Annotated in this window: 15 protein-coding genes; 4 read left to right on the forward strand and 11 right to left on the reverse strand. The window is 75.2% G+C overall.

All coding sequences use genetic code 11. The features are described 5' to 3' along the window. Positions 1–17: 17 nt before the first annotated feature. Entirely contained in the window at positions 18–1,043 is a 1,026-nt protein-coding gene (locus ACSNN8_RS26325; RefSeq protein WP_436652237.1) for a hypothetical protein, read from the reverse strand. A gap of 180 nt (positions 1,044–1,223) precedes the next feature. On the opposite strand from ACSNN8_RS26325, the gene ACSNN8_RS26330 reads away from it, so the two are divergent. Beyond that, entirely contained in the window at positions 1,224–2,141 is a 918-nt protein-coding gene (locus ACSNN8_RS26330; protein ID WP_436652238.1) for an AbfB domain-containing protein, read from the forward strand. Between the two features lie 36 nt (positions 2,142–2,177). Here the strand turns inward: ACSNN8_RS26330 and ACSNN8_RS26335 are convergent, their stop codons facing one another. The 3 genes from ACSNN8_RS26335 to ACSNN8_RS26345 form a co-directional block, all read right to left on the reverse strand. After that, complete coding sequence (locus ACSNN8_RS26335; protein ID WP_436652239.1) at positions 2,178–2,546, reverse strand: CU044_2847 family protein; 369 nt, start codon at positions 2,544–2,546, stop codon at positions 2,178–2,180. A 1,237-nt stretch (positions 2,547–3,783) separates the two neighbouring features. After that, entirely contained in the window at positions 3,784–5,397 is a 1,614-nt protein-coding gene (locus ACSNN8_RS26340) for a putative bifunctional diguanylate cyclase/phosphodiesterase (protein ID WP_436652240.1), read from the reverse strand. Continuing rightward, the gene (locus ACSNN8_RS26345; protein WP_436652241.1) at positions 5,394–6,221 is read right to left on the reverse strand and encodes an SAM-dependent methyltransferase; all 828 of its coding nucleotides are present in this window, start codon (positions 6,219–6,221) and stop codon (positions 5,394–5,396) included. Before ACSNN8_RS26345 ends, ACSNN8_RS26340 begins: the two co-directional genes overlap by 4 nt. A gap of 79 nt (positions 6,222–6,300) precedes the next feature. On the opposite strand from ACSNN8_RS26345, the gene ACSNN8_RS26350 reads away from it, so the two are divergent. After that, complete coding sequence (locus ACSNN8_RS26350) at positions 6,301–6,948, forward strand: hypothetical protein (RefSeq protein WP_436652242.1); 648 nt, start codon at positions 6,301–6,303, stop codon at positions 6,946–6,948. Here the strand turns inward: ACSNN8_RS26350 and lhgO are convergent. The 3 genes from lhgO to ACSNN8_RS26365 are packed head-to-tail and all read right to left on the reverse strand — an operon-like array spanning position 6,931 to position 11,491. Beyond that, positions 6,931–8,121 (reverse strand): L-2-hydroxyglutarate oxidase, encoded by a 1,191-nt coding sequence (lhgO, locus tag ACSNN8_RS26355; RefSeq protein ID WP_436652243.1) that lies wholly within the window; start codon positions 8,119–8,121, stop codon positions 6,931–6,933. The genes ACSNN8_RS26350 and lhgO overlap by 18 nt on opposite strands. Before the next feature lie 34 nt (positions 8,122–8,155). After that, on the reverse strand, positions 8,156–10,096 hold the full coding sequence (locus ACSNN8_RS26360; protein WP_436652244.1) for a hybrid sensor histidine kinase/response regulator: 1,941 nt from the start codon (positions 10,094–10,096) through the stop codon (positions 8,156–8,158). 54 nt (positions 10,097–10,150) lie between these two features. Continuing rightward, positions 10,151–11,491 carry a BTAD domain-containing putative transcriptional regulator gene (locus tag ACSNN8_RS26365; protein ID WP_436652245.1) on the reverse strand — a complete coding sequence of 447 codons (1,341 nt, stop codon included), beginning with the start codon at positions 11,489–11,491 and terminating at the stop codon, positions 10,151–10,153. An 83-nt stretch (positions 11,492–11,574) separates the two neighbouring features. Between ACSNN8_RS26365 and ACSNN8_RS26370 the strand changes: the two genes are divergently transcribed. After that, the gene (locus ACSNN8_RS26370; protein WP_436652246.1) at positions 11,575–12,366 is read left to right on the forward strand and encodes an alpha/beta hydrolase; all 792 of its coding nucleotides are present in this window, start codon (positions 11,575–11,577) and stop codon (positions 12,364–12,366) included. Positions 12,367–12,373: 7 nt separating this feature from the next. Beyond that, positions 12,374–13,162 carry an SDR family NAD(P)-dependent oxidoreductase gene (locus ACSNN8_RS26375; RefSeq protein ID WP_436652247.1) on the forward strand — a complete coding sequence of 263 codons (789 nt, stop codon included), beginning with the start codon at positions 12,374–12,376 and terminating at the stop codon, positions 13,160–13,162. Here ACSNN8_RS26375 and ACSNN8_RS26380 read toward each other — a convergent pair. Genes ACSNN8_RS26380 through ACSNN8_RS26395 form a run of 4 tightly spaced genes read right to left on the reverse strand, consistent with a single transcriptional unit; the run spans position 13,146 to position 17,927 of the window. After that, complete coding sequence (locus ACSNN8_RS26380; protein ID WP_436652248.1) at positions 13,146–14,507, reverse strand: lysine N(6)-hydroxylase/L-ornithine N(5)-oxygenase family protein; 1,362 nt, start codon at positions 14,505–14,507, stop codon at positions 13,146–13,148. The genes ACSNN8_RS26375 and ACSNN8_RS26380 overlap by 17 nt on opposite strands. 11 nt (positions 14,508–14,518) lie before the next feature. Next, positions 14,519–15,148: an isochorismatase family protein gene (locus ACSNN8_RS26385; RefSeq protein WP_436652249.1), complete on the reverse strand. Its 630-nt coding sequence runs from the start codon at positions 15,146–15,148 to the stop codon at positions 14,519–14,521. Positions 15,149–15,151: 3 nt separating this feature from the next. Further along, positions 15,152–16,753: a (2,3-dihydroxybenzoyl)adenylate synthase gene (locus tag ACSNN8_RS26390; RefSeq protein WP_436652250.1), complete on the reverse strand. Its 1,602-nt coding sequence runs from the start codon at positions 16,751–16,753 to the stop codon at positions 15,152–15,154. Continuing rightward, entirely contained in the window at positions 16,743–17,927 is a 1,185-nt protein-coding gene (locus ACSNN8_RS26395) for an isochorismate synthase (protein WP_436652251.1), read from the reverse strand. The genes ACSNN8_RS26390 and ACSNN8_RS26395 overlap by 11 nt, the downstream gene beginning before the upstream one ends. Positions 17,928–17,957: the final 30 nt, after the last annotated feature.

Genomic DNA, 17,957 nt, shown 5'->3' on the forward strand with positions numbered 1-17,957 from the left:
GAGGTCAAGGGGAAGTGTCAAAGAGGTGAGACGGACAACGAGCCGATGCCGGCCACCGCCTCGATCCGCAGGCCGCCCGACTTCTCGTCGCGGCCCCGGGAGCGGACGGTCTCGCCGCGGTCGACCCGGCGGTCCCGGTCGCCGTTGAGCGAGATCTCGCCGGCGCCCTTGCGGACCCGTACCTTGACGGGGAACTCGCCCTCGGTGCCGATGCGCCACTCGTGGACGCCGCCGGCCATCCGGATCCCGATCTGCCGCTCCTGCCGGGGCAGCGTCAGGTCGAGGGTGTGGGCGCCGCCCTCGAAGTAGAGGTCGCGTACGGAGCCCGCGGCCATGTCGAACCTGCCCCGCCGCACGCCGCCCTCCATCCGGATCGTCCACGTGATCCGCTCGTCGAGCACCACGTCGACCTCGCCGGAGCCCCTGTCCCCGCGGCGTTCGGCGGTCAGCTGGAGCTCGGTGCCCTCGAGCCGGGCATCCGGGACGATCCCGCTGCCGCTGGGCGACCCGACCCGGGCGATGCCGTTGCCGGGCGGGCGGCCCAGCGAGACGTCGAGCTCGGTGACGCCGTCGGCCAGCACGAAGGTGCCCGCCGCGAAGGCCGGCCCCGGCGGCGGGGGCGGCGAGGATCGGGTGGGCGGCGGCGTGGCGGTGGTGGCGGCCGAGGGGGGCGCGGGCGCGACGGAGACCGGTGGGCTGGGGCTGCCGCCGACCACGATGTCCGGGGCGGAGGCGCCGATGGGGGCCGGGGCCGCCTCGTCGTCGTCGGCGCTCAGGCGGGTCAGCGCCACCGCGCCGACGGCGAGCAGGACCACGGCGCCGGTGACGCCTGCCAGCAGGCCGAGACGGCGGCGCGGCGGTTCCGGCGTCGTCGCGCCCGGCTTCGTCGCGTCCGGCCAGTAGTCGGCGATGCGCGGGAACGTCACCGTGGCGGTCTTCTCGCCGGCGCCCGCGTACGTCCCGGTGTCGTAGCCGCCGGTCGCGGCGTCGTCGCCCGCCGGTTGCGGGTCGTCGCTGTGCGGAGGGCGGGCGGTGCCGTCCATCGCGCCTCCTCGGTGCGGCCGCGGCGCCCGCGGACCCGGGCGCCGTCACCCGGTTGTACGGGCGGGACCTGGGGACAGTTCGATTCCCCGCCCACTTGCCCCGGGCGCTGTTCGCCGTAAGAATGCCTTTCCGGCACCTTAAGATCACCTCAAGTCGGCCCCGGGAGCTGGACGAAGCACATGACCGACGACGACGGCCACGACGGCCTGCGCATCGGTGGCTGGGTTCCGCCGTACCGGGACACCAACGGCCCGCTCCGCTCCCCCGTTCCCGCTCCGCGCCGCGTCCCTGCCCTGCCCGCCGCCTGGACCGCCTCGTCCGCGCGCGGAGCCGCCGGCATCCGCGGCCGTCGCGCCGTCCTCGCCGTGGCGACCGGCGCGCTCATCGCCGTGGCCGGCCTGACCGCTCTCGCCGTGCGCGGCGACGACTCCGCCGACACGCAGCTGGCGCGGCACATGGTCGTGCCACCGTTCTCCGCCTCCGAGCCCGCCACCGTCGTGCCGTCGCCGGCCACCAGCGGCCCCGGCTCGGTGACCCGCTCCCCCACCCATACCCGACCCCCGGCCCGTACGCCCGCCGGCCGGCAACCCACCTCCCAACGCGCAGCCTCGCAGCGTCCCGCCTCGCGGCCGCCCGCCACCACACACCCGCCGGCCGCCACCGCGGCCCTGGCGATCGGCTCCACCGTCGGCCTCGAGCTCGCCGACCACCCCGGCCTGCGGCTGCGGCACCGCAACTACCTGGCCCGCTTCGACACCATCGACGACGGCAGCCCCCGGCTGGACCGCCACGACTCCCGCTTCACCGTCCGCGCGGGACTGGCCGCCGCTGGTTGCGTCTCGTTGGAGTCCGTCAACTATCCCGGCCACTACCTGCGGCACAGCAACTTCGTGCTCCGCCTCGACCGCCGGGACCGCTCCACGCTGTTCGCCGAGGACGCCACCTTCTGCCCCCGCGCCATCCGCGGCGGCGCCGCCTTCGTCCTGGAGTCCCACAACTATCCCGGGCGCTACCTCGTGGCCCGCAACGAGGGCGTACGCCTGGACCGCGTCACTCCCGCCGAGGCGACCGCCTTCGTCGTCCGCTCACCTGTCTGATCCCTCCGCGTCGTCGTCGGCTCGCCCGTCCGAGCCCTACGCGTAGTCGTCGTCGCCCTCCAGCGACGGCCGGCCCACCGGGTGCGGCTGCCCCGACCACCCCATCCGGACGACGATGTGCCCCTCCGCGGCCGTCCGCGCGAACACCGCCGACCCCGACTCGGCCTTGAACTTCACCCCGAACTCGAGCTCCACCTTGTCCGGCGCCGCGTCGCCCGCCCGGAACGACTCCAGCGCCTTGAGCGCCATCGTCCGCACCCCCTCGAGGGACTGCTCGAGCGTGTCGCGCCCCTTGAACACCCGCCCGTCGAACGCCACCTCCCCGAACCCGCTGTCCGGCGCGTCGATCTCGATCAGCACGGCGGTGCCGTCCTCGGCCTGAACCTGCATCAGCTCACTGGGCACGTCGGTCCCTCCCGGGGTTCGTTCGGCGACGGCCAGCCTATCGTCCGAAACTGTCCGCCGATTCACAGCCGATTCCCTGTGGACAAACCTTTTTCGCGCCCATGATCGCCGTAGTCTCGGGCCAGCCCCCTGGGTGGGCGGGGAGGGCTCAGTGGGCCAGATCTGCCTGGTCGCCTTGCGGCGGGGCCACTGCCGGCCCTGCACCGCCCGTCGCTGTTCGGGAGCCGCGGTTCCGCCGCCCACCGCACTTCGGAAGCCCCACCTCTGCCCCGCGCCGCCCGCCGCTCGGGAGCCGAATCTCTGCCCCGCGTCGCCTGTCGCTTGGAGCTGCACCTCTGCCCCGCGTCCCGTCGCTTGGAGCTGCACCTTTGCCGCGCCGTGCCTTGGGGAGGCCCACCTCTGCCCCGGCCCGCCGCGCCATTGGGAGCCGACCACTGCCCCGCGCCGCCCGCCGCGCTCTTGCGAGCCGACCACTGCCCCGCGCCGCCCGCCGCGCTCTTGCGAGCCGCACCACTACCCCGCGCCGCCCGCCGCTCCTCAAGAACCGCACTTCCGCTCGCGTAGCCTCGCTAAGCGGCCGTTCCCGGCCCGCAGCGCCTCCCTTCCAGGGAGTTTGGCGGCTTGACGTCGAAGCGGCCCATCCTTGAGCTCCAGCTGATCACGCCGGGCGCGCTGTCCACTCCCCGAGGATGGGCTGCTCGCCGTGCTGGGCGGGTCGACCCGGAGCGGGAAGTGTTGGGTGAGCTCTGTTCGTTGGGACAAGCCGACATCGACCGACCGAACCCGGATCGACCGAGTGAACCGGAGCCGACCGAGCGACCTGGGCCCGCCGAGCGAACCCGAGCCGACCGAGCGACCCTGGGCCCACCGAACAAACCCGAGCCAACCGAGCGACCCTCGGCCGGCCGAACGAATGCGAGCGCGACCGAGCGAACCCGAGCGCGACCGAGCGAGCCTGGGCCGACCGAGCGAACCCGAGCGCGACCGAGCGAGCCTGGGCCGACCGAGCGAACCCGAGCGCGACCGAGCGAGCCTGGGCCGACCGGGCGAACCCGGGCCTGTCGACCGCGGGTGGCGGGCCGCCGCGACGTAGCGGCCGAGCCCGAGCCGAGGGGCACTCCGGACGCAACGACAGAGCAGGCGAACAAGGCACGGCGCGCCGGATCGCACGAGCGACGAGCGGCAGGCAAGCGGACCCGGTCTGCCGCGCAACTGCAGCCGCCAGCAGCTGGCCCCGTTAGGAGGCGGGCGCCGGGCGCCCCAAATAGAAGCCCTGCCCGTGGTCGCACCCGAGGTCCCGCAGCAGCCGCTCCTGGGCGGCCGTCTCGATGCCCTCGGCGGTCACGGTCATGCCCAGCGCATGGCACGCGTCGATGATGTGGCGCAGCACGTCGCCGGGGACGGTGAGGAACTCGGCGGCCAGCTTGGCCTCGGTGAAGGGCAGGCCGGTGAGCACGGCGAGGCTGGAATAGCCGGTGCCGAAGTCGTCGAGGGCCAGGCGGACGCCCAGGGCGCCCAGCTCGGCCAGCACGGCGCGGGACTGCAGAGCCTCGCCGGTCTCGGTGATCTCGAGCTGCAGGCGGGCGGCGGGCAGGCCGGTGCGGTGCAGGGTGTCGGCCACGGCGGGCACCAGGCCGGGGTCGGCGAGCTGGACGGGTGACAGGTTGACGCTGATCAGCAGGTCGCGGCCGGCGCGGCGCCAGGCGGCGCCCTGGCGGCAGGCCTGGGTGAGCAGGTGGCGGCCCAGCGGGTGGATCAGGCCGGTGCGCTCGGCGAGCCGGATGAACTGCTGCGGGCCGAGCGCGGCGGCGGGCCAGCGGGCCAGGGCCTCGACGCCGATGACCGTGCGGTCGGCGAGCCGGACGAGCGGCTGGTAGTGCAGCGTGAACTCGCCGCGGTCCAGGGCGGCGGGCATGTCGGCGGCGAGCAGGTGCCGGCGGCGTTCCCGGTCGGCGCGGCCGGGGTCGTACAGGGCGGGGCCGTGGGTGGCCCAGCGCAGCGCGAGCCGGGCGTCGTGCAGCCAGCTGTCCGGGTCGGCGGCGGCGGGGCGTTCGACCAGGCCGGCGCGGGCGGTCACGTGCAGGGCGTGGCCGTCGATCGGGAACGGCGCGGCGAGCAGGCGCAGCGCGGAGTCGGCGACCTTGAGCACGTCGTCGGGGCCGGTGGTGCCGGTGACCAGCACGGCGAACTGGTCCTCGGCGACGTGGGCGAGCGCGCCCAGCGGCCGCAGCCGGCGGGCGATCGCGGCGAGCAGCCGGACGCCGCGGTCGTGCCCGAGGGTGTCGGTGAGCTCGTCGTAGCGGTCGAGGCGCAGCAGCACCAGGCCGAGCCGGCCGCGGGTGCCCGGCTCGGCGAGGGTCTTGCGCAGGTGCTGCTCGTTGGGCAGGCCGGTGCCGGGGTGGTGCAGCAGCGCCTGCTGCAGCTGCCGTTGCAGGTCGACCTGCACGGCCCGCCAGTGGATCTTCTCGGAGCGGTTCAGCTCCTCGGCGGCGCGCACCGCGGCGTCGCGCTGGGCGGCCACGAACCCGGTCACCAGCCGGTCGAGGAGGGCCAGGACCCGCGTACGGGTGTCCTCGTCGGGGCCGATCAGCGCGGGCAGCCGGCCGGCGAGCAGGTGGACGGTCGTGCCGATCACCGGGGGCGCGGACATGCGCAGGTCGACCAGCTCGGCCCCGATCCGCGCGCCGGGCGCGGGGTCGAACGGCTCGGCGCGCACCGCGGCGACGAACTCCTCGAGCAGGTCGTGCAGCGCCGCGCGGGCCCGGGCCCGTACGCCCGGAACGAAACCCGCGGCCGCCACCTTGCGCAGCCAGTCGCCCGCGAGCGCGCCGAGAGGGTCGTCCGGGGTCATGCGCCGGCGTCCCGTTTCCGCGCGACGGCCACCAGCGCGGTGGGCTGCGGCGGATCGTCGGCCTCGTCGGGGTCGGCGTGCCAGTCGGACGCGCCGGTGATGCCCGGCTCGACCAGCTCGAAGGCGTCCGGGATCAGCGCGGCGACCTGCTCGCGGCTGCGGATCACGACCGGGGTGGGCGTCCGCTCGTACAGCTTGCGCGCCCGCTCCTGCGCCTCGCGGCCCTCGGGGGTCTCGGCGAGCCCGGCGTGCGAGACGACCAGGTAGCTGCCGGAGACCAGCGGCTCGCCGAGGCGGCGCAGCAGGCCCGCGGGGTCGGCCTCGTCGGGCACGAAGTGCAGCACCGCGACGGTGAGCACGGCGACCGGCTCGGAGAAGTCGAACAGATCCAGCACCTCGGGGTGGTACAGGATGCCGTCGGGTTTGCGCAGGTCGCCCTCGACGACCCGGGCGTACGGGTTCCCGGCGAGCAGGCTGCGGCTCTGCTGCACGGCGATCGGGTCGATGTCGACGTACATGACCCGGGCGGCGGGGTCGGCGTCCTGCGCCACCTCGTGCACGTTGCCCAGCGTGGGGATGCCCGAGCCGATGTCGAGGAACTGGCAAACGCCCCGGCCGGCCAGCCAGCGCACCGCCCGGCCGAGGAAGGCCCGGTTGGCGCGGGCGACCAGCCCCGCGTCGGGGAACATCTTCTCGGCGCGGTGCCAGAACTCGCGGTCGACGGCGAAGTTGTGCACCCCGCCGAGCGCGTAGTCGTAGACGCGCGCCGCGTCGGGCACCGTGATGTCGACGCCCTCCGGAACCCACCCGTACGATTCGGTCATCGGCGACCCCTCAAGTCCGGTACCCCATTGAAGTACACCCGGCGCTCCGAGGCCAGGGTTTCGACCACAGTGGAGAGATATGGACGTGCGCGCGGCCGTGCGCAACAACGCCGACTGGTGCGCGGCGGTGTGCCGCGCCCACGGCATCGGGTTCACCTTCGGCCCGCGCGCGTGGCGCGGCGCGGGCCCGACGCCGCCGTTCTATCCCGAGGCGATCACGCTGACGCCGGGCGCCACCGCGGCCGACGTGCTGCCCGCTGCCGTTGCGGCGGGGTATTCCGTCAAGGACAGCTTCGCGGCGCTCGACCTCTTCCCGTACGGCTTCACGTCGCTGTTCGACGCCCAGTGGATCCATCGGCCGGCCGCGCCCGCCGAGGGGCCGGAGGCGGAGCGGGTCACCACGGCCGCGCAGCTGCGGCGGTGGCGGGCCGCGTGGGGCGACGAGCACGACATCTTCCGGCCCGCGCTGCTTGACGACCCGTCGGTCTGTCTCATGGCGGTCGCGGGCGGCGGCTTCGCCCTCAACCGCACCGGGACGGTGGCCGGGCTGTCGAACGTCTTCGCGGCCGACCCCGGGGACCTGCCGGCGGTGTGGGCGGCCGCGGTCGCCGCCGCGGGCGGGCTGCCGATCGTCGGCTACGAGCGCGGCGACGACCTCGCGCACGCGTCGGCGGCCGGTTTCCGCACGCTGGGCCCGCTGCGCGTCTGGCTACGCGGCTCCGAGTAGGGCGTCCGCGACGTGCTCGGCGATCGCCATGCTGGAGGTCGCCGCCGGGGAGGGCGCGTTGCGCACGGCCGTGACCGCGCCGAGGCGGTGGATGCGGAAGTCGTCGACGAGGCTGCCGTCGCGGTCGAGGGCCTGCGCCCGGACGCCGGATCCGGCCCGCTCGACGTCCCGGGCGCCGATGGCGGGCACGTAACGCTGCGCCGCCCGCATGTAGGCCGTGGTGGACACCGACCCGTGCAGCTCGCGCAGCCCGGTGCGCCAGTGCCTCGCGGCCATCCGCCACGTGCCGGGCCAGCCCGCGATGCCGCCCAGCTCGCGCAGCGACACGTCGGTGGCGCGGTAGCCCTCGCGCGCGGTCGCCAGCACGGCGTTCGGTCCGACCTCGAGCGTGCCGTCGACCCGCCGCGTGAAGTGCACGCCGAGGAACGGGTAGCGCGGATCCGGAACGGGATAGATCATTCCGCGGACGAGGTGCGCCTTCGCCGGCCGCACCCGCATGTACTCCCCGCGGAACGGCACGATCCGCGGAGACGCGGTGTCGCCCGCCAGCGCGGCCACCAGGTCGCTGCGCAGGCCCGCGCAGATGACCAGCCGGTCCACCTCGACCGTGTCCCGGGGGCCGCGGACGCGCAGCCGGCGGCCCGCGGCGATGCCGGTGACCGGGAAGCCCAGCCGCACCTCGCCGCCCGCCGCCGTGACGTCGTCGGCGAAGGCCCGCGCGACCGCCGGGAACGACGTGATCGCGGTCTCCGGCGAGTGCAGCGCCGCGAGCCCGGTCGCGTACGGCTCGATCGCCCGCAGCTCCTGCGGCCCCACCCGGCGCAGCCCCGGCACGGCGTTGGCCTCGGCCCGCACCGCCAGCGCGTCGAGCCTCGGCACGTCCTCGGGCGTGACCGCGACGACGACCTTCCCGCAGGCCTCGTACGGGATCCCGCGCGCCGCGCAGTACTCGCGCAGCATCGCCCGGCCGCGCGTGCACAGCCGCGCCTTGATGCTGCCCGGCGGATAGTAGATGCCCGCGTGCACGACCCCGGAGTTGTGGCCCGTCTGGTGCGCGCCGACCCGGTCCTCCTTCTCGAGCACCACGACCCGGTCGCCGGGCCGCCGCCGGGTCAGCTCGCGGGCGATCGCCAGCCCGACGATGCCGGCGCCCACGATCCCGATGTCCGCCATGCCCGCACCGTACCGCCCGCGGCCGCCGTCCGGCTCAGACCGCGGTGCGGGCGCGGCCGGACAGCGCGTCGTGGACCTCGTGCAGGAGTGCGGGGGCGGTGAACGGCTTCTCGACGAACCGGGCGTCGCGGTCCAGCAGCCCGGTGGCGTCGAGCATGCCGCTGCTGTAGCCGGACATGTAGACCACGGGCAGGTCCGGGTGCCGCTCGCGCAGCAGCTCGGCCAGCCGCGGGCCGCTCATGTCGGGCATGACCACGTCGGTGACCAAGCCGTCGAGGTCGTGCTCGCCGAGCACGACCAGCGCCTCGGGGCCGGTGGAGGCGCCGATCACGTGATAGCCGGCGACGGTGAGGATGCGGATGGTGGCGCGCATGAGGGCGGGCTCGTTCTCGACGACCAGGATCGTGCGGCCGTCGCCCTGCGGCGGGGCGGGGCGCAGCCCGGGATCCGGCACGTCCGCGCCGGCCAGCGGCAGATAGATGCGGAAGGTGCTGCCCACGCCGGGCTCCGAGTAGACGCCGATCGAGCCGCCGGACTCGGTGACCATGCCGTACGCGGCGGCCAGGCCCATGCCGGCGCCCTTGCCCGGCTTGGTGGTGAAGAACGGCTCGAACACCCGCTCGGCGACCTCGGGGGTCATCCCCTCGCCGGTGTCGCTGACGAGCAGGCGGGCGTACGGGCCGGGGGCCAGCCCGGTGCGCGCGCCGGGCCCGTCGGCGGTCACCTCGGCGAGGCCGGCCTCGAGCACCAGCGTGCCGCCGCCGGGCATCGCGTCGCGGGCGTTCGTGCCCAGCTGCAGCAGCACCTGCTCCAGCTGGCGCGGGTCGGCGCGCACGGTGAGCGGGGTGGCGGACGGGCGGGCGACGATCGAGACGGACTCCCCGACGGTGGCCGCGAGCGCGGTCCTCGCCTGCTCGAGGGCGGCGTTGAGGTCGACGTCGCGCGGCTCGGCGCCGGCGCCGCGGGTGAACGTGAGCAGCTGGCGGGTGATCGCCATGGCCCGGTCGGCCGCCGAGCGCACGTGCTGCAGGTCCTCCCGTACGGCCGGGTCGTCGATCTCCTCAAGGGCGAATTCGGTGTAGTTCACGATGATGCCGAGGATGTTGTTGAAGTCGTGCGCGAGCCCGCCGGCGAGCTTGCCGAGGCTCTCCATCCGCTGGGCCTGCCGGGCGCGTTCCTCGTCGGCGCGGCGGCGGTCGGCCGCCACCTTGAGCTCGCTGATCTCCCGGGCGGTGATCGACACGCCGGTGACCACGCCGTTCGCGTCGCGGATCGGCGCCATGTTGATGGACAGCTCGAGCGGCGTGCCGTTGCGGTGCACGCGGCGCGTCTCGTAGTGGATGTGGCGCTCGCCGTGCCGGATGCGGGCCACCATCGCCATCTGGTCGGCCGCGGCGCCGGCGTCGCCCGAGAACAGCGACATGGGCTGCCCGATGGCCGCGCCCGCGTTGTAGCCGAACAGCCGCTCGGCGCCCCGGTTCCACGCCGTCACGCGGCCGTCCAGGTTCACGCCGATGATCGCGTCGTCGGTGTGCTCGACGACCGCGGCGAGCGTCGCCCGGTGCTTCTCCGCCGCGTTGAGCGCCGCCAGCTCGCGCGCGTCGGCGTCGGCCAGGCGGCTCTGCTCCCCCGGCGAGCTGAACACCGAGCCCTCGGTGAGCAGCACCTTGTAGCTGCGGCGCAGCGTCCAGTAGTAGACCCCGATGAGCGCTGTGAGGACGTCCCACGCCGCCGAGGGCCACTCCCAGCCCGGCCCGAGCTGCCCGTGCCCGCCGTCGCCGGCGCCGCGGATCGCCATGAACGCGTGCAGGCCGTGCCCCACCGAGCAGCTGAAGAAGATCATCGACGTGGCGACCGCGAGCTTGTTGCTCCCCAGCTGCCTCGCCCGCGCCACCGGCACCAGGATGGCCACCATGATCGCGGCGTACGCGGCCATGATGACCAGGTTGCCCAGGATGGAGAGCTGTTCCGGCACGATCGTCCTATCGGCATGCCGCTTCCGGATCTGAGCCGCCGGGCGGCCGGCTGCTCAACCGGCCGGGGGCGCCTCGAGCGGAACCGGCTGGGCGCCCTCGTGCGCGATCAGGCCCGTCAGGCAGAACCGGCTGGTCGCGATCACCAGACAGCCGGGGTCGCCCGGGAGCAGCGCGCGGACCTGCCGGCTGCCGCGGGCGTCGTCCAGCACGAAAAGCAGACGCCGGCCACGGACGGCCTGATGGAACGCCGCCGCCAGGGCCGGCGCGCTGGTGTCCGCGGCCGCCGGGGCGCCGAGCGCGCGCAGGAAGCCGCGCAGCACGTCGTGCGGGGCGGCGCCGGTGCCGTCGGCGCCGCCGAGGTCGACGTAGAGCTGCCCGTCCGGGAAGTGACCGGCGACGCGGTGCGCCCAGTGCAGGGCGAAGTGCGTCTTCCCGATGCCGGGCAGGCCCGTGACCGCGCAGATCCGATGGCCGGCGGTGGGCGCGCGGGTCAGCGTGGCGTCGGCCGCGGTGAGCTCCCGGTCCCGGCCGGCGATCGTTCCGGGGGCGGGCGGCAGCTGCGTCGGCGCGGCGCGCCGGGCACGCGCGGACGTCCGCCGGGGCTGCGGCTCGGGCCGGGCGAGCACGCGCCGGCGGGCGTCCGCGAGCTCCGGCCCGGGTTCGACGCCGAGCTCCTCGTCGAGCCGCCGCCGGATGCCGGCGTACACGTCGAGGGCCTCCGCCCGCTGGCCGCCCGCGGCCAGGCAGTCGATCAGCGCGGCGTGCAGCGGCTCGTCGAGCGGATGCCGCGCCGCCAGGGCGATCAGGTGCGGCACGATCCGGCCGCCCCGGCCGCAGGACAGTGCCGCGGCGGCCGCGGCCCGCGCGGTGTCCAGCAGCTCGCGCTCGATCACCGCGAACGGCGGCGCCTGGGTGAGCGGGAACGGCAGGCCCGCGCCCGGTGGCCCGGCGGCCAGCGCCAGCGCCTGGGTGCGCAGGTCGGTCTCCGTCTCCGGCGCGGTGCCGGGTGCCTCCGCCTCCCGGTTGAGCAGCCGGAAGCGGCGCAGATCGCACGAGATGGCGTCGACGAGCAGCCGGTATCCGTTGCCGGAGCGCAGCAGCCACCGGCCGGTCGCGCGGGCGGGCAGCTCGGGCTCGAAGGTCCGCCGCAGCTTGCCGACGTGCCGGTGCAGCAGGTTCGTCGCGCTCGCGCTGGGCCGCTCGCCCCAGATCGTGTCGATCAGATGGTCGACGCCCGCCACCCGCCCGTCCGCGGCGAGCAGCAGCGCGAGCAGCGCCTGCCGTTGCGGCGGCCCGACCTGCAGCGGCTGCTGTGTGCGCCAGGCGCGGACACCGCCGAACAGGGAGAAGTAGATCTTCGGCCCGGGCAGCAGGGCGTCGGTCGTCGGGTCCACGCAACGACGCTAGGAACCCCGGCCCGCCACGGCAAGGCCCCGTGGTCAGTCGATGGTCACAAGTGATCTCTACCGTCCCCGCCATGAGTGTTCCCGTAGTTCTCATCCACGGCCTGTGGCTGCACGCGTCGTCGTGGCAGCCCTGGGTCGAGCTGTTCCGCGAGCGCGGCTACCGGCCGGTCGCGCCCGGCTGGCCCGGCGACGCCCCCACCGTCGAGCAGACCCGGGCGAACCCGGACGCGCTCGCCGGCCACGGCATCGACGACGTGGTCGCCCACTACGCGGCGATCATCGAGGACCTTCCCGAGCGTCCGATCCTCATCGGGCACTCGTTCGGCGGGATGATCGCGCAGAAGCTGCTCGGCCTGGACCTCGGCGCCGCCGCCGTGGCCGTCGACGCCGCCCAGATCAAGGGGGTGCTGCCGGTCCCGCTGTCGGCGCTGCGGTCCGGTTCGGCGGTGCTGAGCAACCCGGCGAACCGCCACCGGGCCGTGTCGCTCACCCCGGAGCAGTTCCGCTACGCCTTCGGCAACGCCGTCACCGAGCGGGAGTCGCGGGAGCTGTACGACCGGTGGTCGATCCCGGCGCCCGGCAAGCCGCTGTTCGAGGCGGCGTCCGCCACCTTCAACCCGCACTCGCCGGCGAAGGTCGCCACCGGCAACGCGTCGCGCGGCCCGCTGCTGCTGATCGCGGGCGGCCGGGACCACACCGTGCCCGAGACGGTGGTCCGGGCGACGCTCAAGCAGTACCGCCACTCGCAGGCGGTGACCGACTTCGTGGAGTTCCCGGACAGGGCGCACTCGTTGACCATCGACTCCGGCTGGCGCGAGGTCGCCGAGACCTGCCTCACCTGGCTGAAGGAGCAGAACCTGTGAGCCCGCGATGGATCTTCGCCTGACCGGCCGGGCCGCCCTGGTGACCGGCGCCGGCCGCGGCATCGGGCTGGCGATCGTGCGGGCGCTCGCCGCCGAGGGCGTCCGGGTCGTCGCCGGGTCGCGCAGCGTCTCCCCGGAGCTGGCCGCTCTCGCCGAAGGCGGCCGGGTCCACCCGGTCACAGCGGATCTGAGCACCCCGGACGGCCCGGCCCGCCTGGTGGCGGCGGGCACGGAGCTGCTCGGCGGGCGGCTGGACCTGCTCGTCAACAACGTCGGCGGGGTGCACCCGCGCACCGGCGGGTTCCTGTCGGTCACCGACGAGCAGTGGCTGGAGTCGCTGACGATCAACTTCCTGTCCGCCGTCCGCACCACCCGCGCCGCGCTGCCGCACCTGCTGGATCGGGGCGGCACGATCGTCACCGTCGGATCGGTCAACGCGTCGCTGCCCGATCCGCTCGTCATCGACTACGGCGCCGCCAAGGCGGCCCTGGTCAACTTCGGCAAGGCGCTGTCCAAACAGGTCGGTCCCCGGGGCGTACGGGTCAACACGATCAGCCCCGGCCCGGTCGGGACCGACCTCTGGCTGGGCGCCGGCGGCGTTGCGGACGTTCTCGGCGAGGCCGCCGGCCGCGCGCCGGGGGACGTGGCCGAGGCCGCCGTGGCCGGCACGGCGACCGGCCGGTTCACCCGGCCCGAGGAGGTCGCCGACCTGGTGCTGCTGCTGGCGAGCGGCCGGGCCGGCAACATCGCGGGCGCCGACGTCCTCATCGACGGTGGGCTCACGGCCTCGCTGTGACGATCGCGGCCTCCCGCAGCGGTCCGGCGATCATCGCCAGGCTCCGGGATGCGGGCGCGGGCGCCGCGGGTCGGTCCCGCAACCGCGCGCTGAGGGAGGCGACGATCTCGCCCGCCCGGACGGCCCCCGCGGAGAGCAGCGTGGACGTTATCCCGTGCGCGTGCTCGGTGCCGCCCTGCAGGTACAGCCCGGCGTGCAGCCCGGGGTCGGTGACCAGGCGGTAGTCGCGGTGCACGCGCAGCAGGTTCTCGGCGTCGCGATGGCAGCGGGCGCCCGCGGCGCCGAGCAGGCGGGTGGCGTCGACCGGGCGGTAGCCGGTGGCGTACACGATGGCGTCGGCGTCCAGGGACGTACGGTCGCCGGTCGGCAGGTGCTCGACGACGGCGGTGACGCCGTGGTCACCGGGCAGCAGCTCGGCGACGCGGGAGGCGTTGCGCATGTGCAGGCGCGGCCGGCCGAGCACCTTCTCGCGGTACGCCCGCTTGTAGAGGTCGTCGATGAGGTCGCCGTCGACCACCGAGTAGTTGGTGTTGCGGTGGTAGTCGAACAGCATCCGCTTCACGTCGGCGGGCGCGTCGAAGTACAGGTCGACGGCCTCGGGGTCGAAGATGCGGTTGGCGAAGTTGCTGTCGTCGGCGGGGCTGTAGCCGTAGCGGTGGAACACCGAGTGCACCTCGGCGCCCGGGAAGCGCTCGTGCAGGTAGGCGACCGACTCGGCGGCGCTCTGCCCGGCGCCGACCACCAGGAACCGCTGCGGCTCGGGCACGTCGAAGCGGGCCACCCGGTGCAGCAGGTCGAGGTTGTGCCAGACCCGCGGGCCGGGGGTGACCCCGGGCGGCAGCGACGACTCGAGGCCGACCGCCACGACGACGTTACGGGCGCGGAAGGTGGCCGTGGCGGTGTGCACGTCGACCGCGTGGCACTCGCCGGTGTCGTCGGCGACCGGCACGACGTCGGTGACCGCCTGGCCGTAGCGCACCCGGTCGCGGACCCGGCCGGCGGCCCAGCTGAGGTAGTCGTGGAACTCGACCCGCAGCGGATACATCGACTTGTAGTTGATGAAGTCGGCGAGCCGGCCGTGCGCGTGCAGATAGGACACGAAGCTGTAGTCGCTGGCCGGGTTGCGCATCGTGACCAGGTCCTTGAGAAACGACACCTGCATGGTGGCGTCGTCGAACAGCATGCCGCGGTGCCAGCCGAACCCGTCCTGCTTCTCGAGGAACAGCGCCTCGATCGGGCGCCCGCCGGCGGCGTTGTGCTCCTCCACGGCGATCGCGAGGGCCAGGTTGGACGGCCCGAAGCCGATGCCGACGAGGTCGTACACCGGCTGTTCCGGAGAAACCATGGGTGTGCCTTTCACAGGAGGTCGGTGAGCTCGGCGGTGGTGGCGACGACGCCGCAGCGGTCGGTGACGTGCCGCAGCGCGTCGCGGTGGTGCGCCGGGCTGAAGTCGGCGACGGCGTCGGCGACGACGAACGGCTGCAGGTCGCGCATGAACGCGTCCAGCGCGGTGGCGAGCACCCCGATGTGCGCGTACACCCCGGTGACGATCAGCTGGTCGCGCTCGCCCAGCAGGGCGGCCAGCGCGGTGCCGGCGAACGCGCTGTAGCGGCGCTTGGTGATCCGTACGTCGCCGGGGCCGGGCGTGAGCGCGTCGGCGATCGCGAGCGCGTGCTCGTCGGCGGGCGGCCCGTCGCCCCAGAAGTCCTGCAGCAGGCCGCGTTCGGCGCGGCTCTGGCCGCCGGGCTGGGCCGAGAACACGACCGGGATGCCGAGCTCGGCGGCGTGCTTGCGCAGCGTCGCGATGTTGTCGACGACCCGGGCGAGCAGCGCGTTGTCGGCGGTGCCGAACGGCGCCAGGAAGTAGTTCTGCATGTCGTGCACGAGCAGCACGGCGCGGCCGGGGTCGGGGCGCCAGCCGACGCGGGCCCGGCTGAGGCCGTACCCGGTCGGCACCGGGTAGGGGGTGATGCGGGGCAGCGCCACGGGTCAGCCTCTCCGGGTGGCGCGCAGGGCGGCGCGCAGCTCGCGCCGGCTGATCTTGCCGACGCCGGTGACGGGGAACGCGTCCACGAGCCGGAGCCGGTCCGGGATCTTGTACGCGGCGAGGCCGCGCCCGCGCAGGTAGCCGCGCAGCCCCGGCAGCGTGAGCGGCTCGGCGTGCGGCCGGGGCACGACGAAGGCGCAGGTCCGCTCGCCGAGGTAGGGGTCGGGCACGGCCACGACCGCGACGTCGTGCACGCCCGGATGGGTGAGCAGGTGGTTCTCGACCTCCTCGGCCGCGATCTTCTCGCCGCCGCGGTTGATCTGGTCCTTGGCGCGGCCCTCGACCACGAGGTAGCCGTCGGGGCGCACCCGCACGAGGTCGCCGGTGCGGTAGAAGCCGTCCGGGGTGAACGCCTCCCGGTTGTGCGCGGCCGCGTTCCAGTAGCCCCGGATGGTGTACGGGCCCCGGGTGAGCAGGTGGCCGACCTCGCCGGGCGGCACCGGCCGGTCCCGGTCGTCGACCACGCGGATCTCGTCGTCGGGCGAGATGGGCCGCCCCTGGGTGTGCAGCACGACCTCGTCGGGGTCGTCGAGGCGGGTGTAGTTGACCAGCCCCTCCGCCATCCCGAAGACCTGCTGCAGCCGGCAGCCGAGCACGGGCCCGACCCGCTCGGCGACCGCGCTCGCGAGCTTGGCGCCGCCCACCTGCAGCACCCGCAGGCTCGACAGGTCGGGCCGCCGGTCCGCGGCGGCCACGGCGTCGATCCAGAGCTGGGCGAGCGGCGGCACGACCGCGGTGACGGTGACCCGCTCGGCCGCGATCAGCGGCAGCACGGTCGCCGGGTCGGGGCGCGGCGCCAGCACGACGCGGCCGCCGGCGTGCAGGACGCCGAGCACGCCGGGCGAGCTCATCGTGAAGTTGTGCGCCACCGGCAGCACGGCCAGGTAGACGCTGGCGGATGTCAGATCGCAGATGTCCGCGCTGGCCCGGACGCTGTAGAGGTAGTCGTCGTGGGTGCGCGGGATCAGCTTGGGCAGCCCCGTGCTGCCGCCGGAGAGCTGCAGGAAGGCCACGTCGCCCGGGCCCGGCCCGGCAGGCAGAGCGGCCGGGTCGCCGTCCAGCTCCGCCAGGGCGATGTGCTCCCCCGGGTCGCCGGCGACGACGACGCGGGCGTCCCCGGCGACCGCGGCGAGCGTGCGGTGGTCGAAGCCCTCGTGCACGCCGGTGGTGACGTAGGCGGCGGCCCCGGTGTGGGAGCAGAAGTAGCCGATCTCCGCGGCCCGGTGCGCGGGCAGCGCGAAGACCGGCAGCGCGCCGAGCCGGAACAGCGCGAAGACCACCTCGAAGTACTCGGCGACGTTGGGCAGCTGGACGACCACCCGGTCGCCGCGGCGCACGCCGAGCCCGTGGAGGCCGGCGGCCAGGCGCAGCGCCCGGTCGCGCAGCTGCCGGTAGCCGAGCCGGCGGCCGCCGTCGACCACGGCGACGCGGTCGCCGTGCCGCTCGGCGGCGCAGGAGAGCAGGTCGTCGAAGGTCTGCCCGGTCCAGTAGCCGCGCTCGCGGTAGCGCGCCGCGAACTCCTCGGGCCAGCCGTCAGCACTCATCGCCGAGCTCCAGTCCGAGCGCGGAGAGCATCGTCGCAAGCTTCGCCGTGGTCTCGGCCAGCTCGGCCCGCGGATCGGACCCGGCGACCACCCCGGCCCCGGCGAACAGCGCCAGGCCGTCCTCGTCGGAGGTGGCGCAGCGGATGGTGACCGCCCATTCGCCGTCGCCGGAGGCGTCCATCCAGCCGACCGCGCCGGTGTAGAACCCGCGGTCGAACGGCTCCAGCTCGGCGATCACCTGCCGGGCGGCCGCGGTCGGCGTGCCGCAGACCGCGGGGGTCGGGTGCAGCGCGGTCGCCAGCGTCAGCGCCGACACCGCGGGGTCCGCGACGGCGCCGGAGATCATCGTGCCGAGGTGCCACATCGAGGCGGTGGCGACCAGCGCAGGCGTGGGCGGCACGACCAGGTCCCGGCAGTACGGCCGCAGCGCGCTCGCGACCGCGTCCACGACCACGGCGTGCTCGTGCCGGTCCTTCTCGCTGCGCATCAGCGTGGCCGCCCGGCGCGCGTCCTCCGCCGGGGTGCGGCCGCGCGCCGCCGAGCCCGCGAGCGGGTGCGCCGTGATCCGGCCGCTGCGCCGGGCGACCAGCAGCTCCGGGCTGGCGCCGAACAGCGTCCGCCCGCCGCCGAGGTCGACGCCGAAGGTGTACGCCCCCGGCTCGCGCCCGGCGAGCGCGCGCACCACCGGCGCGGGGTCGAAGCCGGGCGCGTCGACCCGCAGCGACCGGGCGAGGACCACCTTGGTGCAGCGGCCCGCGTCGATCCGCCGGACCGCCTCGGCGACCGCGGCGGCGTACTGCCCGGGCCCGGGCACCGGCCGCACCCGGCCGGCGCGGAACACGGCCGGCTCGACCGGCGTGGCGACCGGGGCGCCGCCGCGCCGCAGCCGCATCGGCACGACGAGGTGCTCGGGGGCGCCCGGGGCGAAGGGGACGGCCCCGACGACCGTACGGACCTCGTGGCCGGCCGCCTCGGCGACGCCCAGCACCGCGTCGACGCGCCGGGACAGGTCGGCGAGGCCGTCGCGGCGCCCGGACGGCGGCACCGCGAAGTACGTTCCCTCGGCGAGCAGGGTGCCGCTCGGCGAGGCGAACAGGGTGCAGCTGCCGGGGCGGTAGCCGGCGAGCAGCTCGGCCGCGGTGGCCGCGGGTGCCGCGGCGCTGACGGTTGTCACGGATGGTTCTCCTTTCGGGCTCCGGGCTGT

The organism is Actinoplanes sp. URMC 104 (assembly GCF_051386375.1).
Classification (GTDB): domain Bacteria; phylum Actinomycetota; class Actinomycetes; order Mycobacteriales; family Micromonosporaceae; genus Actinoplanes.